The organism is Streptomyces sp. NPDC050416 (assembly GCF_044458845.1).
GTDB lineage: Bacteria > Actinomycetota > Actinomycetes > Streptomycetales > Streptomycetaceae > Streptomyces.
In genome coordinates this window covers 212584-228258 of the sequence record NZ_JBITII010000005.1, presented here as the reverse complement: position 1 = coordinate 228258, position 15675 = coordinate 212584, and the positions used below count along the sequence as shown (strand labels likewise).

Here is a 15675-nt window from a genome sequence, read left to right as displayed (position 1 = left end):
GGTGTCATGCACGCGGTGCGGGTAGACGGCATCGAGGTCGCCTACGACCGGGTGGGCCAGGGCCCGCCCCTGGTGCTCGTGCACGGCGCCACCACCGACGCCCGCCTGTGGCGTCCGCAGCTAGCGGACCTGGCCGACGAGTTCACCGTCGTCGCCTGGGACGAGCCCGGGGCCGGCCGCTCCTCCGACGTACCGCCCTCCTTCGTCCTCGCGGACTACGCCCGCTGTCTGGCGGCCGTCATCGAGGACGTGGACCTCGGTCCGGCGCACGTCCTCGGCCTGTCGTGGGGCGGGACCGTGGTGCTGGAGCTCTACCGGCACCACGCCGAGCTCGTCCGGACGCTGCTCCTCGTGGACACCTACGCCGGCTGGAAGGGCTCGTTGCCCGCGGCGGAGGTGCGCAAGCGGGTCGAGGGCGCGGAGCGGATGCTCGCGGTCCCGGACGAGGAGTTCGCACCGACCATGCCCGGCCTGTTCGCCGGGCGGCCACCGGCCGATGCCGTCCGCCTGCTGTCCGTGATGTCCGCCGACACCCGGCCCCAAAGCATGCGGACGGAGCTGACCGTCATGGCCGAGGCCGACCAGCGCGACCTGCTGCCCGGGATCACGGTGCCGACCCTGCTGCTGTGGGGCGAGCTGGACGCGCGCTCGCCGGTGGACCTCGTCGCCCGTCCCCTCCTGGAGGCGATCCCGGAGGCCGCCCTGGTCGTGCTGCCCGGCACCGGGCACCTCAGCAACATCGAGTCCCCGGAGCCGTTCAACCGGACTGTCCGGGAGTTCTGTCGGTCCCATTCCTGAGCACGAGTTCCCCGGGCCGCTCATGGGCGGTCAGGGTGTGCAGCCGGGCCCGGTCGAGCGGCTCGTGCACCTCGACGTACTCGCCGTGCGGCAGCCGCTTGATCACGCCGGTCTCCCGGCCGTGCAGCACCAGCTCCCGGTCGCGCAGCTGGAGCCCCAGGCAGATCCGCCGGGTACGACGAAGACGGCCGCGGGGACGGCGAACATCCCGATCCGCACCGCCCACGTCACCGTGTTGATCGACAGATGGAGGCGGGTCGCCACGATGTCGTTGCCGCCGCCCGCCAGCAGCACCAGGTAGAGGCTGATCCAGGCCGCCCCGATCGCCGTGCGGACCGGGCGGTTGCGCGGCCGGTCCAGCAGATGGTGCTCGTTCCCGTCGCCGGTGAACCTGGCCTCCAGGAACGGGTACACGCCGATGAAGAGCAGCAGCAGCGGGAACACCACGATCGGGATGAACACGCCCAGCACCAGCGTGTGGCCCCACAGCGTGATCTCCCAGCCCGGCATGATCCGCACCAGCCCCTCCGCGAAGCCGAGGTACCAGTCGGGCTGGGCGCCCGTGGACACCTGGTCGGCGCGGTAGGGGCCGTACGACCACACCGGGTTGATCGTCGCCACCGCCGCCATCAGTGCGAGCACCCCGGACACCAGGAAGAAGAAGCCGCCTGCCTTCGCGAGGTACACCGGTATGAAGGGCGCGCCCACCACGTTGCGTTCGGTGCGCCCGGGGCCCGCGAACTGGGTGTGCTTGTGGTAGACGACCAGCAGCACGTGGATGACGATCAGCGCCGCCATCACCCCGGGGATCAGCAGGACGTGCAGCGAGTAGAACCGGGCCACGATGTCGTCCCCGGGGAACTCGCCGCCGAACAGGAACATCGCCACGTAGGTCCCAACGATCGGCACGGACAGCAGCGCGCCGTGCACGAACCTCAGGCCCGTGCCCGACAGCAGGTCGTCCGGCAGCGAGTAGCCGAACAGGCCCTCGAACAGGCCGAGGAAGAGCAGCAGCCAGCCGAACAGCCAGTTGACCTCGCGCGGCTTGCGGAACGAGCCGGTGAAGAAGTGCCGCATCATGTGCGTCAGCATCCCGGCGACGAAGACCAGCGCCGCCCAGTGGTGCAGCTGCCGGATCAGGAGCCCACCGCGCACGTCGAAGCTGATGTCCAGCGTCGAGGCGTACGCCTCGGACATGCGCACGCCGTTCAGCGGCGCGTAACTCCCCTGGTAGGTCACCTCGTTCATCGACGGATGGAAGAACAGCGTCAGATACACGCCGGTGAGGACCAGCACCACGAAGCTGTACAGGCAGATCTCGCCGAGCAGGAAGGACCAGTGGTCGGGGAACACCTTGCGCAGGTACTTCCTGCCGAGCGTGTGGGTGCCGAGCCGGCCGTCGAACCAGTCGGCGAGACGCTCGCCGCGTCCGGCGCTCACGCCGCCTCCCTGGGCAGGTGGGCGAGCTTGTCCGGGTTGGCCACGACGTAGATGCCCCGCACCCGGTCGCCCTCCGGGGTGAGGTCCAGGACCAGCACGGCGAACGGTGCGTCGCCGTCGAACAGCACCGCCGCGTCGTCGCCGTTGACCCGCCGGTAGTGGAACACCGGGTTGCTCGGGCCGCCCCGCCCGGACGTGAGCAGGCGGGCCACTTTGTCCCGGCCGTGCACCGGGCGCAGGCTCGCCGGCTTGCGCTTGCCGCCGGCGTCCGTCCACGCCGTGACGTCCGGCGCGAGGACCTCCATCAGCTCGGCGATGTCCCCGCCGAGCGCCGCCCGCACGAAACGCTCGGTCGCCTCCCGCCGCACCCGCGGATGTGCCTCGTACCGCGGACGCCGCGCGTTCACGTGCTCCCGGGCCCGGTGCGCCAACTGCCGGACGGCGGCGGGGGACCGGTCGATGATCTCGGCTATCTCGGCGTGCGGGTAGCCGAACACCTCGCCCAGCACGAACACGGCCCGTTCCAGCGGGGTCAGCGACTCCAGGACCACCAGCATCGCCAGCGACACCGACTCCGAGCGCAGGGCCGGGCCGTCGGCGGTGTCGGAGCCCTCGTCGGCGACCAGCGGCTCGGGCAGCCAGGAGCCCACGTACGTCTCCTGCCTGCGGCTGATCACGGCGCGGCGCCGCAGCGCGTGGTTGACCGCCACCCGGACCAGATAGGCCCGGGGATTGTCGACGCCCTCCAGGGGAGCGCCCCCGCCGCGGGCCGTCCAGGACAGCCAGGTCTCCTGAAGGACGTCCTCGGTGTCGGCGACGCTGCCCAGCATGTTGTAGACGACGCCGGACAGCAGCTCGCGGTGGTCGACGAACACCCCGGTCGCCTCGTCGAGCGGGGCGGCGGTGTCGGGTACGGGGATCTCGGTCATGCGTGGTCCTCCCAGAAACGCGCTCCCTACCGCGAGCCGCGCGGGGACCCGGAATGTGACATCGGGCGGTGCGATGTGATGCAGATCTCAGCGGATGACCCGTGGCGCACCGCCTTTGGTACCGTCGGCTCAACCCTCTGACCTGGGCGTATTTACGAGTCAGTACCCGAGCGGTACCGTGAAGGCATGCCAGCTCTCAACGTGGAGTTCAGCGACCGCGAACTTGAGGACCTGCGGCAGATCGCCAAGGAGCGCGGTACGTCCATGAAGGCGCTCGTGCGGGAGGCGGCCGCCGCCGACATAGCCCGCCACCGGGCGCTGCAGGAGGGCGCGGAGGCCTTCCGCAGGTTCTTCGCGACCCACGCCGACGAGTTCGCCGCCGCCTTCCCGGACGACGAACCGCCCGCCAAGGGCGAGGGGCGGGCTGCCTGACCGATGGCACCCGTCCTCCATATCGACGTGCCCTGGCTGCTCCAGCGCCACGAAGAGGTCCTGCCGGACCAGCCCACCATCAACGACTTCTCCGCGTTGGTGGCCGCGGTCGCCCGGCACCGTGTCGACCCGCCCCGTCTCGGCGTCAACTCCGACCCGGCCTGGCGAGCCGCCGCGCTGCTGCACACCATCACCCTGCTGCGGCCGCTCCCGTCGGCCAACGCCCGCTTCGCGTGTGCGACGGCCGTGGCGTACATGTTCGTCAGCGGCGTCGGCATCGATCCGCCCTACGGCGCCCTCGTCGACCTCGCCCGCGATCTGATGTCCGGCACGACCGACGTCTACGGTGCGGCGGACCGGCTGCGGTCCTGGCAGATCTGAAAGGTCGAAAACCGGTACGAACGGCGTGCGCCTGTTCCTATTTCTGACTTTCTGTCAATGGGCTTGATGTTGCACCGGCGCCTTGTTGGTCGTGTGGGGGTTGTGCAAGAGTGAAACACACGTGCGGGGGGAATGGCCGGGTGTCGCACGCGTTTTGTAGACCGGGTCCGATTCGCCGTCGGTGAATTCGCACCTCCCGCGCCCCGTCAAAAAAGGTACGCACCAACCGGGCTCCTTTTTCGGCGGCAGGACTTCTGGTGCCACATGCGCGTGGGAAGGAACCATCTCAGTGCCCACCCCCCACCCCCCTCGCCCTCCGTATCCCCCGCCCGGCGGGGATCCCGGGGAATCCGATGAATCTCTCGCCGCCCCGCTGAGAGGCAGCCCGGAGGGCGGGGTCGCCGCCCATTCCGTCGCGCTGCTGATGGCGCGGCACTGGCAGCCGGTGTACGAGTACGCGGTCATCTGTCTGGCCTCGTCGGCGCAGGTCGCCGAGATGGTCACCGGGACCGCCTTCCACCGGACCCTGAACCGCCTCGCCTTCGGTGAGTCGGCCGTCGCGCTGCGCCCGGCGCTTCTGGTGACCGTGCGCGACACGGTCCGCCAGTGGTCCGGCGACGATCGAATATCCGCCGTACTGCCGGCGTTGCAGAAACCGGCCGGAGGGCGCGGGCTGCGCGCTGCGACGTCCATGACGCCCGAAAATCGCGTCCTCGCGGAGCGGGCATTTCAGGCACTTCCCGCAGCCGCGCGCTGTTTGCTCTGGCATGTCGAGGTCGAGGCCGATGCTTTAAGTGTCCCGGCCGGTCTGCTGGGCATGGATACCGACCTCGCGTCGGCCGCACTCGAACAAGCGCGTGATAAATTCCGCAAGGGTTGTGTACATGCCCATAGTGAACTCGCGCCGACGCAGGATTGCCGCTTCTACAACCGCCTCCTCGACGTGCCGATCCGCCGCGGCGGCGCACTGCTGCCCGACGTCCAGGAACATCTGGCGGAGTGCCGCTACTGCCGCGACGCGGCCGAACAACTGAGCCACTTCGAGGGCGGGCTCGGCCTGCTGATCGCCGAAGCGGTCCTCGGCTGGGGCGCCCGACGCTACCTCGACTCCCGCCCGGGCCGGAGCGCGCACGGCACGCGGGGCGGACGCGCGGGCCGGCGCGGCGCAGGGCGCGGTGACGGGCGGCCCGGGGGCGGACGCCACCGCCTGCTGTCCCGGATCCCCGTGCAGGTCCGCCGGGTCCAAGGCGTGCGCATCCCGGACGCGCTGCGCTCCTCACGGGCGCTGCTCTCGGGCGTCGGCGCGGTGTCGGCCGGGGTGCTGGCCACCGTGCTCATCATGAGCGCGTCGTCCTACGACGGCGGCCAGGCCGACCCGGCCGGCTCCAACAGCGCCGCCGGCGGCAACGGCGCCGAGACCGGGACCCCGCCCGACACGGCCGGGCTTCCCACGGCACCGGGCGTGACACGGCTGCGCAACGCCGGCGCCGACCTGTGCCTCGACGTCCGGGACCGGCCGAAGGAGGGCGCGGGGACCGAGCTGGCCGAGTGCTCGGCGGCATGGACCCAGCAGTGGACGTACGAGAACGACGGGCTGCTGCGCAGCGTCGCCGATCCCGGCCTGTGCCTGGACTCGCACAAGGACGCCGGCGTCGTCGTCCTCGGCACCTGCGCCGAGGAGGACACCGAGCGGACCGACGACGTGCGCTACGACCTCACCGTGCAAGGGCAGTTGCTCCCCCGCTGGGACGAGCAGCTCGCCCTCGCCGCCACCCACGACGACCCCGGTGCCGACATCGTCGTCAAGGTCCGCGACCGCTCCGACACACAGCGCTGGCAGGCCGAGCCCGTGCCGACGACGGCGGGTTCCCTGTCGATCGAGGAGCCGGAGGAGCCGACGGCCCGGCAGGTGACCCTGCCCCAGGGCCGGACGGCGTGAGCAGGGGCCCAGGAGCCTGAGCGGGGCCGCGCGGCGCACGCGTCGCGCGGCCCCGCTTCTCAGGCCGGGTTCTCGACGAGGTCGGCCGGGCCGATCGTGCCCGGCGTGGCGTGGCCCGACAGGGCGAGGGTCAGGTCGAGTTCGGCCAGCAGGCAGCGGATGACGTGCTCGACGCCCGGCCGGCCGTCGAGGCCGAGGCCGTAGACGTACGGGCGGCCGACGAGGACGGCGCGGGCGCCGAGGGCGAGCGCCTTGAAGATGTCGTCGCCGGTGCGGACTCCGCTGTCGAAGAGGACGGTGAGCCGGTCGCCGACGGCCTGCGCGACGCGGGGCAGCGCGTCGGCCGCCGCGACGGACCCGGCCACCTGGCGCCCGCCGTGGTTGGAGACGACGACCCCGTCCATGCCCGCCTCCGCTGCCTGCCGGGCGTCGTCCGGGTGCAGCACGCCCTTGAGGACGATCGGGCCCTCCCAGTTCTCCCGCAGGAACGCCAGGTCCGGCCAGGACTTCGCCGGGTCGGCGAACATCCCGACGAAGTGCATCACGGCCGCGTTCGGATCCTCGTGCACCGGCTTGGCCAGACCCGTCTGGAAGGCCGGGTCCGAGAAGTAGTTGGCCGTGCCGACGCCGTGCAGGAACGGCAGATACGCCTGGTCGAGATCGCGCGGCCGCCACGCCAGCAGCGGCGTGTCCAAAGTGACCACGAGGACGCTGAACCCGGCCGCCTTCGCCCGGTTCAGGAAACTGCGGGCCACCTCCGGGTCCCTGGGCCAGTACAGCTGGAACCACCGCTCGGCGTCGCCCATCGCCTCGGCGACCTGCTCCATGGGCGTGCTCGACGCGGACGACAGCACGAAGGGCACGCCCTGCGCGGCGGCGGCCCGGGCCGCGGCGGACTCGGCGTCCGGGTGCATGATCGACAGCACGCCGACCGGAGCCAGCGCCAGCGGGGCCGGCAGGGCACGGCCCAGCACCTCGACCGACAGGTCCCGTTCGTGCACGTCCCGCAGCATGCGCGGCACGATCCGGCGACGCTCCAGGGCGGCCCGGTTGGCGCGGGCCGTGCTGCCGTTGCCCGCGCTGCCCGCCACATAGCCGACCGGGCCGGGCCCGAGCCGCTGCTCGGTCAACTCCTCCAGCCGCGTCAGATCGGTGGGCAGCCGGGGTACGGCACCCGTCATCCCGTTCAGATAGATCTCGTACTGGAAGTCCGCCCAGTGCTTGCCCACCGTACGCAGCCGCCTCTCGTCGTCTCCTCGTCGAGACCGTGCTTCACGCCGACGATACCGAGCGGTATGGGCGACGGGGGATCAGGGGCCGACCGCCGACACGAGGACCGTGGTGACCGCGCAGGCGAGGCGGTGGAGCGCGGGGCGGCGCGGTGGCGCGGCGGACGGCCGCTCGCCGACGCGTGGGTGTGCGGCGGCGTGCGGGCCCCGTCCTCTGGGGTGCTGCCGACGGTAGGGCGCCGCCGGCGAGCGACACCACAGGACGGTTCATCCGTTCTCGGTGCGGTGAGTGGATCAATCCTCCACCCCGTGGTCACTCCTCGTCATCCTTGTGCCCGGCGTGATCCGCTTGATCCGGCTCGGCGTCCGGCCCCTGGGCCCGGACCCGCTGCACGTGTTCGAGGGAGTCGCGCAACTCCGCCAGCCAGTCGTCGGTGTGGCGCTGGACCAGGCGCACGCACCAGGCCAGTGCGTCACTGCGGCTGCGGGCGACGCCGCCGGCGATCAGGGTGTCGAGGACCTGGCGCTCCGGCTGGCGCAGCCGCGTCATGACGGGCGCGGCCACGTGCGTGAAGAGCGATCGCCGCCCGCCGCACTCCACACCCCAGGACACCTTCCGGCGGAACCGGTGCTCGGCCTCCCGGGCCACGGACATCCGGTCCTCGCGCGTGCGTTCCCGGAACTCCTGCACCCGGCTCTCCAGGGCCGCCTCCCGCTCGGCGGCCGGGGCGTCCTCGGCCAGCCGGGGTGCGGGGATGCGGCCGATCACGGTGATCTCCTCGCGGTCGACCGTGATCTCGATCAGTTCCTCGAAGAGGTCGTCGGGAAGGCGGCCGGCGAACCAGCCGCGCAGTTTCTCTCGCTGCTCTGTCGTAATCATGTAATGACGATTACTCGACCAGAGCATGAATACAAGGGGTAACAAAGCAGTCGGCCGAGAGCGGAATCGGAATGTTTCAGGCCTATTAACGAACGTGTGGGAATCGGCCATCTGGCCGCTTCGCGTCCCCGGAACCCGTGCGGTTACGGGCTTCACGCGGGCCGATTCCGTAACTTCACGCCACTGATTCAACACGCAAGGTTACTGAAACCGGTGGGGTCGATGTGTGCTTCGGCGATGGACTCGGCAGACTCGCGTTCGCCGTCCCGGGCACCGACCGAGCGCGGGCCGGCACACCCTGTAATCGAGCGGAAGGATGCACACAATGCGGAACACCGCGCGCTGGGCCACGACTCTCGGCTTGACGGCCACCGCCGTCTGCGGACCCCTCACCGGGTCCGCGCTCGCCACTCCGGGTCAGGCCCCCACCGCGCTCTACGCCCCGTCGGCCCTCGTTCTCACGGTGGGTCACGGTGAGAGCGCGGCCGAAGCGACTCCGGAACGCGCGGTCACCCTGACCTGTGCCCCGACGCCCTCCGGCACGCACCCGGTCGCCGCCTCCGCCTGCGCGCAGCTGCGCGGTGTCGGCGGCGACATCCACGCCCTGACCGCCACGGACGGCGTGATGTGCACCAAGCAGTACGACCCGGTCGTCGTCACCGTCGACGGTGTCTGGCAGGGCCAGAGGGTCTCGTACGAGCGCACGTTCTCCAACGAGTGCGTGAAGAACGCCTACGGTTCCGGCGTCTTCGCGTTCTGAGGGACCGGGATCGCGCTGTTCCCGTGAGGCACAGCGGTTCGAGGCTGGGGAGCCGGGCCGCTGTCGCGGGGACCTGCGATCTCGCACAAGGGGGCCGGCGGGCGGAGTGGGGCCACCCGCCGGCCCCTGGGCTCACCGGCCACCGTGCACCGGGCTCAGACCCGGTCGCGGTGGCTCGTGTCGCACCACGGATAGCGGCGGCTGCGGCGACAGGTACACAGGGCCACGCGGAAACGGTCCGAGGTGACGACGGAACCGTCCTCCAGCTCCACTTCGACGGGGCCTTCCATCAGCAGCGGGCCCTTGCGCTGGACCGTGACGCGGCGCGGCGCCGCGGACCGGTCAGACGGGGAGTTCGGCACGGACGACCACCAGCTCTTCCTTGTCCTCGGCGGCGGGCAGCAGCCCCCGCTCCCGCAGCCAGCGTTCCCGGCCGCGCAGCACCGGGCCGAACGCGATCCGCCGCCGGCGCGTCACCGCGGCCTTCAGGCCCGACGAGCGCAGCTGGCCGACGGTCAGGTCCGGGCCGCTGAGCGCGGACTGCACCAGCAGCAGCACCCCGCCCGGACGCAGCAGGTCAGGCGCCTCCCGGCAGATCCGGTCCACGACCAGCCGTCCGTCGTCGCCCGCGTCCCAGGCGCGGGCCGCGCCCCGCGGCCGTCGGGTGCCGCCCGGCGCCGGCACGTACGGCGGATTGGCCAGGATCAGGTCGAACGACTCGCCGCGCACCGGATCAAAGAGATTGCCGTGCCGGATGCGGACCGGCAGCCCAGCCCGTACGGCGTTCAGCCGTGCGGCCCACACCGCCCTGCGGGACACGTCCACGGCCGTGACGCGAAAGCCCCGGCGCGCGGACTCCAGGGCCAGGGCACCGGTGCCGGTGCCGACGTCCAGCACCTCCGCGCCCGGCGGCAACGGCTCGTCGGACAGGGCTCCGGCCAGCAGCTCGGTGTCTTCCTGCGGGGCGTACACGCCCGGGGGTACCAGTGGGTTCACGGCGCTCGGGTACCCGGCTATTCAGGAGATATGGGCCGCTTCAGGGGCAATCGGTGCGCGCAGTGACGAACGTGACACACGCCAGTCGGCGAGCAGCCGGGCGCCGAAGCGGTCCTCGACGAACCCGGTGGCGTCGATCCCGAACGCGACATCCGCGGCCAGGTGCGGCTCCTCCGCCAGCAGACCGCCGATGACGTCATGGCGCACCACCTGCTCGTGGACGGCGTCGGCCTCGACGTGCTCGTCGTAGAAGTGCTCGGCCGCCGGCCCGGCGCCGGTGCGGCGCATCGCCTCGGCGAGCCGCCGGGAACCCGGCGACGAGGTGATCTCGACCGTCGCGAAGTGGCCGACCAAGGCGCCCCTGAGGGCCCGGTGCAGGCCGAAGAGGGACATGAGGTTCACCGTGACCAGGGCCTCGGCGCACACCGCGTCGAGGTAGCGGCCATAGGTGGTGTCCAGGCCCAGGTCCGTCATCAGGTCGGCGAACAGCCGGGCGTGCACCCGGTCGGCCCGGCCGCCGCCCCACTCGTCGAACTCCACCGCCGCCATCCCGGCCTTCGCCCGGCCCCACAGCCTGGGCAGCACCCAGGCATGCGGGTCCGCCTCCTTGAGGTGGTACAGGGAGCGCTGGGCCGCGTACTCGCGCAGCTGCCACAGCTCGCCCTCGTCGCGCAGGAAGTGGCTGACGCCCGTGCCGTCGACGGGCTCGACCAGGAGGTCCGCCAGCGCCTCGTCCACGCTGTCGTGGACCCGGGCGTCGGCGCGCAGGGCCGACAGGAAGCGGTGCTCCAGGGCCGCGCGGGTGCGCAGCAGCTCGGGATCCCATTCGTGGTCGGGGGACACGCCCGCGAACCCGCGGTAGTGCAGCTCGTAGCACACGTACAGGGCCAGCTGGAGATCCTCGCCGTACACCGCGGCCCGGGCGACGTCCTCCAGGCGGGGCAGCCGGCCCGCACCCCGCAGGTACGCCTCGACGCCCCCGCTCAGCGGGCCGCGCGGGGAGGGCAGTCCTGGTGCTCCACGGTCGTGCTCCATGCCGGCCGGGTACCCGGCCGGCGTCCGGAGTCACCTACCCGCGTAGCTCCGGTGCGGACGAGTACTCCGGCACCTCATGAAGGCACTCGTGGTCAACTGCACCCTCGAGAAGTCGCCGGAGACCTCGAACGCCGAGGCATTGGCGAGCGTCGTCGTCGAGCAGCTGGAGAAGGAGGGTGTCGCCTCGTGCGGGCGGTCGACCTGGACATCGGCCCGGGGGTGACCAGCGAGCCGGTGCACGAGGGCGATGCCTGGCCGGACGTGCACGAGTGGCTGCTGGAGTCCGAGATCCTCGTCATCGCCTCGCCGACCTGGCTCGGCGGGCCGTCCTCCGTCGCCCAGCGGGTGCTGGAGCGGATGGACGCGATGATGTCCGAGACCGACGACGAGGGCCGGCCGGTCGCCTACAACCGGGTCGCGGGCGTGGTCGTCACCGGCAACGAGGAGGGGCGCACCATGTGATCAACGAGATCACGGGCGCCCTGGAGGACATCGGCTACACGATCCCCGGTCAGGCGTGGACCTACTGGAACCAGGGGCCGGGCCCGGGGCCCGGCTTCCTGGACGCCGAGCGCGGCCGCGACTGGTCGCGGTCGACCGGACGGGCCATGGCGGCCAACCTGCTCGGCGTGGCGCGGGCCCTGGCGCAGCGGCCGCTCGGCCCGCCGCCGCAGTAGCCCGGGCCCGCCCAGCCCCTCCTTTCAGTCCCCGTGGGACTCCTCCTGGGCGCGCGTGTTGGGGGTGATGGCCTCTCCGGCCTCGCCCCGGCGGCGTCGCTGCTCGGCGGATTCCTCGGTGCGGTTCTCGGCGTCCTCGATCTCGCGCAGAACCTCCTCCAGCGCCGTCTCGGGCTTCTTGTCGGAGCCGTCGTGGTCGTTGTCCTGGGACACGGGGGTCTCCTTCCTGTCTTCGGTGCGTCCGTTGTCGTCTGCCGGCGTTCAGGTGGAGGCGGTGGCGATGCGCAGCGGCACCGGGTCGGGAGGGGCCGCCTCCTCGGTGCGGCGGGTGACCTCCGCCCACCAGGCCGGGCCGTCCTCGATGTGCCGCAGCAGCACGCCCTCGCGGATCGCCCAGGGGCACACCGTGACGGACCTGAGGCCGGTCAGTTTCATCGCGGTGTGCGCGACGACCGCCCCGGCCAGGCTCTGCGCGGCCCGCGGGGCGGAGATGCCGGGCAGCTGCGCGCGTTCCGCGGCGGGCAGGGCGGCCAGCCGCGGGATCGCCTCCCGCAGCGCCGCCCGGTGCAACCGCCGGTCCACGAACGGGCCGTGGCGTCCGGGCGCCGTACCGCACAGCCGTCCCAGCTGCTGGAAAGTGCGTGAGGTGGCGACCGCGGTGCGCGGGCCCTCCCAGCGGATCCGCGCCGCCACGTCCCGCAGCTGGTGACGGACCCTGCGGCGCAACGCCCGCACCCGCTCCGGCGACGGCGGGTCCTCGTCCTCGAAGAACTCGTGGGTGAGCCGCCCGGCGCCCAGCGGCAGCGAGGCCACGAAATCGGGCAACCGGCCGCGTCCGAAGGCGACTTCGAGCGAGCCGCCGCCGATGTCGAGCAGGGCGAGCGGACCCGACCGCCAGCCCATCCAGCGCCGGGCACCGAGAAACGTCAGCTCCGCCTCGACCTCGCCCGGCAGGGTGCACAGGTCCACGCCGGTACGGGTACGGACGGCGTGCAGCACCTCGTGCCGGTTCGACGCGCCGCGCACCACGGCGGTCGCGAACGCCAGCGGGGCCGCAGCACCCCACCGGGTGGCGGTCCGGCTCGCCTCGGCGACCGCGTGCACCAGTTGTTCGACGGCCTGCTCAGGGATGGGTCCCCCCGGTGTGACCTGCTCGGACAGCCTGAGCCGCCACTTGGCGGTGTGCACCGGAAGCGGCACGCCACCGTCCGCGTCGGCGACCACCAGTCTGACCGTGTTCGATCCCACGTCCACCACGCTGATTCGCATGGGCCGTGGGTACCCACTTCCGGGAGAGCCCAACGGTCGGGGCCCCGGAGTACGGCGAAGACGCGCCACCGGGCGGACCGGGCCTCGTCACGCCATCTGGCGCCGCACCAGCTCGTGCAGTCGGCCGCCGGTGTCGGCGAGCAGCTGGGCGGGCGGGCCCTGCTGGACGACCTTGCCGTCCTCCATCACCACGACCCGGTCGGCGTCCAGCACGGTCGACAGGCGGTGGGCGATGACGATCCGGGTGGCGTTGAGGGCCTTGGTGCTCTCCATGACCGTGCGCTGGGTCTCGTTGTCGAGGGCGCTGGTCGCCTCGTCGAAGAAGAGGATGCGCGGCCGGCGGATCAGTGCCTGGGCGATCATCAGCCGCTGGCGCTGGCCGCCGGAGACGGCGCCGCTGCCCGAGACGATGGTGTGCAGGCCCATCGGCATCCGCTTGATGTCCTCGGCGAGACCGGCCATCTCGGCCGCCGCCATCGCCTCCTCCGGCGTGTACGGCTCGGTGCCGCAGATGACGTCCAGGATCGAGCCGGTGAACGGCTGCGCGTGCTGGAGCACCACACCGCACTGGCGGCGCACCGCCGACTGGTCGAGCGCGGCCAGGTCCTGACCGTCGTAGAGGACGCTGCCCGACACCGGGCGGTCGAAGCCGATCAGCAGGCGCAGCAGCGTCGACTTGCCGCAACCGCTCGGGCCGACGACCGCGACGAACTCGCCCGGCCGCACCTCGAACGACACGTCGTCCAGCACCAGCGGACCGTCGTCCGAGTAGCGGAAGGACAGCCGCCGCGCCTCCAGCGCCCCGGACAGCGGGCCCGGACGCGTGCTCGCCGTGCGCACCTCCGGTGTCGCGTCCAGCACCGGCTTGATCTCCTCGTACATCGGCAGCGCCGCCACGGCCGAGACGAAGGCGTTCGTCAGCTGGGTCACCGAGGTCAGCACCATCGTCACCGAGGTGTTGAAGGTGAGGAACGCGGCCGCCGACATCGAGCCGCGGGCCGGACCCGCCAGCAGCATGAACATCAGCAGCGTGCACAGCGGCAGATACACCGCGCCCAGCACCGACGTGAGGTTCTTGATGCGCCCGACCTTCTGCTGGAGCTCGCGGCTGCGCGCGAACCGGGACGCCCACGCGGCGTACGCGTAGTTCTCGGCGGCGGCCACCCGCAGCTTGGGCAGACCGCGCAGCGTCTGGAAGGCCTGGTTGTTCAGCTTGTTGGAGAGCACCACCAGCCGTCGCTGCCACCGCACCTGCCACAGTCCGAGCCCCAGGAACACGGCCGCGATGACCACGAGCATGCCGATCGCGGCCATCGCCATCGGCACGCTGAACCACAGCAGCAGCCCCAGGTTCATCGCCCCGACCGTCACCGACTGGGCGACCGTCGGACCGACTCCCGCCAGCAGCCTGCGGATCGAGCTGATGCCCATGGCCGCACTGGCCAGTTCGCCGGTGGAGCGCTCGGTGAAGAACCTCGTCGGCAGCCTGAGCAGCCGGTCCCACACGGCCGGCTGGAGCGTGGCCTCGATGCGGCCCTCCAACCGCAGGATGGTCAGGTTCTGCAACAGCATGAAGGCCGCCGCCACCACGCTGCTGAGCATCACCGCCAGACACACCTGCACGATCAGGTCCGTCTGCGCCTTCGGCACGAACTCGCCGAGCACCTTGCCGGTCGCGATGGGCACCAGCGCGCCGATCGCGACCGTGACCAGTCCGCTGAGCAGCAGCCCGGTCAGGTCGCCGCGCGTGCCCTGCATGCAGAACCGCAGCAGCCTCAGCGGACTGAGCCCGCGTTCGGGGAGCGGGCGGTAGAACATCACCGCGCGCGGCTCGAACTCGTCGGCGTTGGCCCTCTCGACCGGCGTCTCACGGCCGGTGGACGGATGGACGGCGACGTATCCGCCGCGCCTCCACAGCAGCGCCACCGGCGCTCCGGACAGGGCCCGGTGACCGACGAGCGGCCCGACGTTGTCCCGCCACCAGCGGCCGTCCAGGCGCACGGCCCGGGTGCGGACGCGGGAGGCCAGGGCGACCTGCTCGACCGGGTCGAGGCGGTCGCCGCCGGTGCCCTTCTGGGTGGGCTCGGTGAGGCTGATCCCGGCCGCCTGCGCGACGAGCTTGCACGCCGCGTACGTGGCGTCGGCGTCGGCCGCGGTGGTCCGCTTCGACGACCGCTTCCCGATCGAGGCGAGCAGCGTCTGGTCGGCCTGGGCGCGCACCGCCTCACCGGCCTTGATGCCCTCGGCCGTGCGCGACTCGTGGGTGCGCTCCAGCTGCTCGATCCAGCGGTCCAGCGTGGTCAGCAGGCGGTACTGCTGGTCGACCATGGACTGCCACAGCGCCGGGTCCATCAGCAGGTCGGCCGCGGCCTCCGCGCCGTACAGCGAGCCGTACTGCACGCTGCCCGGGGGCACCTGCATCCAGAACACGTCGTCGTCCGTGGGCGCGGCGGCCCGTTCGGTGGCCATCGGCGCCTGGAAGAGGATCGACAGGCTGCGGCCGACGCCCAGGGCCAAGGCGTACTCCAGCGGGCTCGTCGTCGGCGGCACGTACTGCGGGTTGCCGTACTCGTCGTACGACCAGGTCGCGGTGTTGGCGGGCTGGTACAGCTCGCGCAGGCCGATGCGGTGCACCACGCAGTCCCGCAGCGGGCGGGCCACCAGGGTGTGCTGGGGCCCCGCCACGGGCCCGAGCACCAGCGAGCCCGCCTCCAGCCGGCCCAGGTGGTGCCAGTGGCCCTGCCCGCCGGCGTCCACCGCGAACAGGTCGACGGCACCCGAGGCGACCAGCCACAGCACCTGCGGGCCCTCCAGGTCCAGGCGGTTGAACCCGGCGCAGTCGATGCGCGAGCCCATCTGCCCGAAGGCGTTGAGGACGAGGTCGCCCTCGTGTCCCTGAACGGCCGTCAT

At 72.1% G+C, this 15675-nt stretch carries 14 protein-coding genes and 2 pseudogenes; 6 read left to right on the top strand and 10 right to left on the bottom strand.

The genetic code is table 11. From position 1 onward, the window contains the following. Positions 1-6 precede the first annotated feature (6 nt). Positions 7-798 carry an alpha/beta fold hydrolase gene (locus ACIBL4_RS17680; RefSeq protein ID WP_399410935.1) on the top strand — a complete coding sequence of 264 codons (792 nt, stop codon included), beginning with the start codon at positions 7-9 and terminating at the stop codon, positions 796-798. Here the strand turns inward: ACIBL4_RS17680 and ACIBL4_RS17675 are convergent. Together ACIBL4_RS17675 and ACIBL4_RS17670 are read right to left on the bottom strand one after the other, a co-directional pair. Next, positions 758-2238, bottom strand: a pseudogene (locus ACIBL4_RS17675) (cytochrome bc complex cytochrome b subunit). The gene ACIBL4_RS17680 and the pseudogene ACIBL4_RS17675 overlap by 41 nt on opposite strands. After that, positions 2235-3167: a sigma-70 family RNA polymerase sigma factor gene (locus ACIBL4_RS17670; protein ID WP_399410933.1), complete on the bottom strand. Its 933-nt coding sequence runs from the start codon at positions 3165-3167 to the stop codon at positions 2235-2237. Before ACIBL4_RS17670 ends, ACIBL4_RS17675 begins: the two are co-directional and overlap by 4 nt. Before the next feature lie 186 nt (positions 3168-3353). Between ACIBL4_RS17670 and ACIBL4_RS17665 the strand changes: the two genes are divergently transcribed. From ACIBL4_RS17665 to ACIBL4_RS17655, 3 genes are all read left to right on the top strand, one after another. Further along, positions 3354-3599: a hypothetical protein gene (locus ACIBL4_RS17665; protein ID WP_030845137.1), complete on the top strand. Its 246-nt coding sequence runs from the start codon at positions 3354-3356 to the stop codon at positions 3597-3599. Between the two features lie 3 nt (positions 3600-3602). Then, on the top strand, positions 3603-3980 hold the full coding sequence (locus ACIBL4_RS17660; protein WP_029181218.1) for a hypothetical protein: 378 nt from the start codon (positions 3603-3605) through the stop codon (positions 3978-3980). A 289-nt stretch (positions 3981-4269) separates the two neighbouring features. Further along, a complete protein-coding gene (locus ACIBL4_RS17655) occupies positions 4270-5919 on the top strand; it encodes an RICIN domain-containing protein (protein ID WP_399410930.1) in 1650 nt (549 codons plus the stop codon). A 59-nt stretch (positions 5920-5978) separates the two neighbouring features. Here the strand turns inward: ACIBL4_RS17655 and ACIBL4_RS17650 are convergent, their stop codons facing one another. Together ACIBL4_RS17650 and ACIBL4_RS17645 are read right to left on the bottom strand one after the other, a co-directional pair. Next, positions 5979-7148, bottom strand: coding sequence for a lactate 2-monooxygenase (locus ACIBL4_RS17650; protein ID WP_399410928.1), 1170 nt, complete (start codon positions 7146-7148; stop codon positions 5979-5981). Between the two features lie 313 nt (positions 7149-7461). After that, positions 7462-8028, bottom strand: a complete 567-nt coding sequence (locus tag ACIBL4_RS17645) for a hypothetical protein (RefSeq protein ID WP_399410926.1) — start codon at positions 8026-8028, stop codon at positions 7462-7464. Between the two features lie 325 nt (positions 8029-8353). Between ACIBL4_RS17645 and ACIBL4_RS17640 the strand changes: the two genes are divergently transcribed. After that, positions 8354-8788 carry a protease inhibitor gene (locus ACIBL4_RS17640; protein ID WP_399410924.1) on the top strand — a complete coding sequence of 145 codons (435 nt, stop codon included), beginning with the start codon at positions 8354-8356 and terminating at the stop codon, positions 8786-8788. Positions 8789-8943: 155 nt separating this feature from the next. On the opposite strand, the gene ACIBL4_RS17635 is transcribed toward ACIBL4_RS17640, so the two are convergent. From ACIBL4_RS17635 to ACIBL4_RS17625, 3 genes are read right to left on the bottom strand one after another with little or no spacing between them, the layout of a single operon-like run. Beyond that, entirely contained in the window at positions 8944-9150 is a 207-nt protein-coding gene (locus ACIBL4_RS17635) for a CDGSH iron-sulfur domain-containing protein (protein ID WP_399410922.1), read from the bottom strand. Next, a complete protein-coding gene (locus tag ACIBL4_RS17630; RefSeq protein WP_399410920.1) occupies positions 9131-9784 on the bottom strand; it encodes a HemK2/MTQ2 family protein methyltransferase in 654 nt (217 codons plus the stop codon). Before ACIBL4_RS17630 ends, ACIBL4_RS17635 begins: the two co-directional genes overlap by 20 nt. A gap of 21 nt (positions 9785-9805) precedes the next feature. Then, positions 9806-10819 (bottom strand): iron-containing redox enzyme family protein, encoded by a 1014-nt coding sequence (locus ACIBL4_RS17625; protein ID WP_399410918.1) that lies wholly within the window; start codon positions 10817-10819, stop codon positions 9806-9808. Between the two features lie 76 nt (positions 10820-10895). On the opposite strand from ACIBL4_RS17625, the pseudogene ACIBL4_RS17620 reads away from it, so the two are divergent. Beyond that, a pseudogene (locus ACIBL4_RS17620) lies at positions 10896-11496 on the top strand (flavodoxin family protein). Positions 11497-11520: 24 nt separating this feature from the next. Here ACIBL4_RS17620 and ACIBL4_RS17615 read toward each other — a convergent pair. The 3 genes from ACIBL4_RS17615 to ACIBL4_RS17605 all read right to left on the bottom strand — a co-directional run bounded on the left by ACIBL4_RS17615 (position 11521) and on the right by ACIBL4_RS17605 (position 15675). Next, on the bottom strand, positions 11521-11709 hold the full coding sequence (locus ACIBL4_RS17615; protein WP_399410916.1) for a hypothetical protein: 189 nt from the start codon (positions 11707-11709) through the stop codon (positions 11521-11523). A 48-nt stretch (positions 11710-11757) separates the two neighbouring features. Further along, positions 11758-12765, bottom strand: coding sequence for a Ppx/GppA family phosphatase (locus tag ACIBL4_RS17610; protein WP_399410914.1), 1008 nt, complete (start codon positions 12763-12765; stop codon positions 11758-11760). Between the two features lie 87 nt (positions 12766-12852). Beyond that, entirely contained in the window at positions 12853-15675 is a 2823-nt protein-coding gene (locus ACIBL4_RS17605) for an NHLP bacteriocin export ABC transporter permease/ATPase subunit (protein ID WP_399410912.1), read from the bottom strand.

Coding starts and splice junctions, on each gene's coding strand:
- ACIBL4_RS17680 (WP_399410935.1), top strand. CDS start 7: ATGCACGCGGTGCGGGTAGACGGCATCGAGGTCGCCTACGACCGGGTG.
- ACIBL4_RS17670 (WP_399410933.1), bottom strand. CDS start 3,167: ATGACCGAGATCCCCGTACCCGACACCGCCGCCCCGCTCGACGAGGCG.
- ACIBL4_RS17665 (WP_030845137.1), top strand. CDS start 3,354: ATGCCAGCTCTCAACGTGGAGTTCAGCGACCGCGAACTTGAGGACCTG.
- ACIBL4_RS17660 (WP_029181218.1), top strand. CDS start 3,603: ATGGCACCCGTCCTCCATATCGACGTGCCCTGGCTGCTCCAGCGCCAC.
- ACIBL4_RS17645 (WP_399410926.1), bottom strand. CDS start 8,028: ATGATTACGACAGAGCAGCGAGAGAAACTGCGCGGCTGGTTCGCCGGC.
- ACIBL4_RS17640 (WP_399410924.1), top strand. CDS start 8,354: ATGCGGAACACCGCGCGCTGGGCCACGACTCTCGGCTTGACGGCCACC.
- ACIBL4_RS17625 (WP_399410918.1), bottom strand. CDS start 10,819: ATGGAGCACGACCGTGGAGCACCAGGACTGCCCTCCCCGCGCGGCCCG.
- ACIBL4_RS17610 (WP_399410914.1), bottom strand. CDS start 12,765: ATGCGAATCAGCGTGGTGGACGTGGGATCGAACACGGTCAGACTGGTG.
- ACIBL4_RS17605 (WP_399410912.1), bottom strand. CDS start 15,675: ATGACGGCCGTTCAGGGACACGAGGGCGACCTCGTCCTCAACGCCTTC.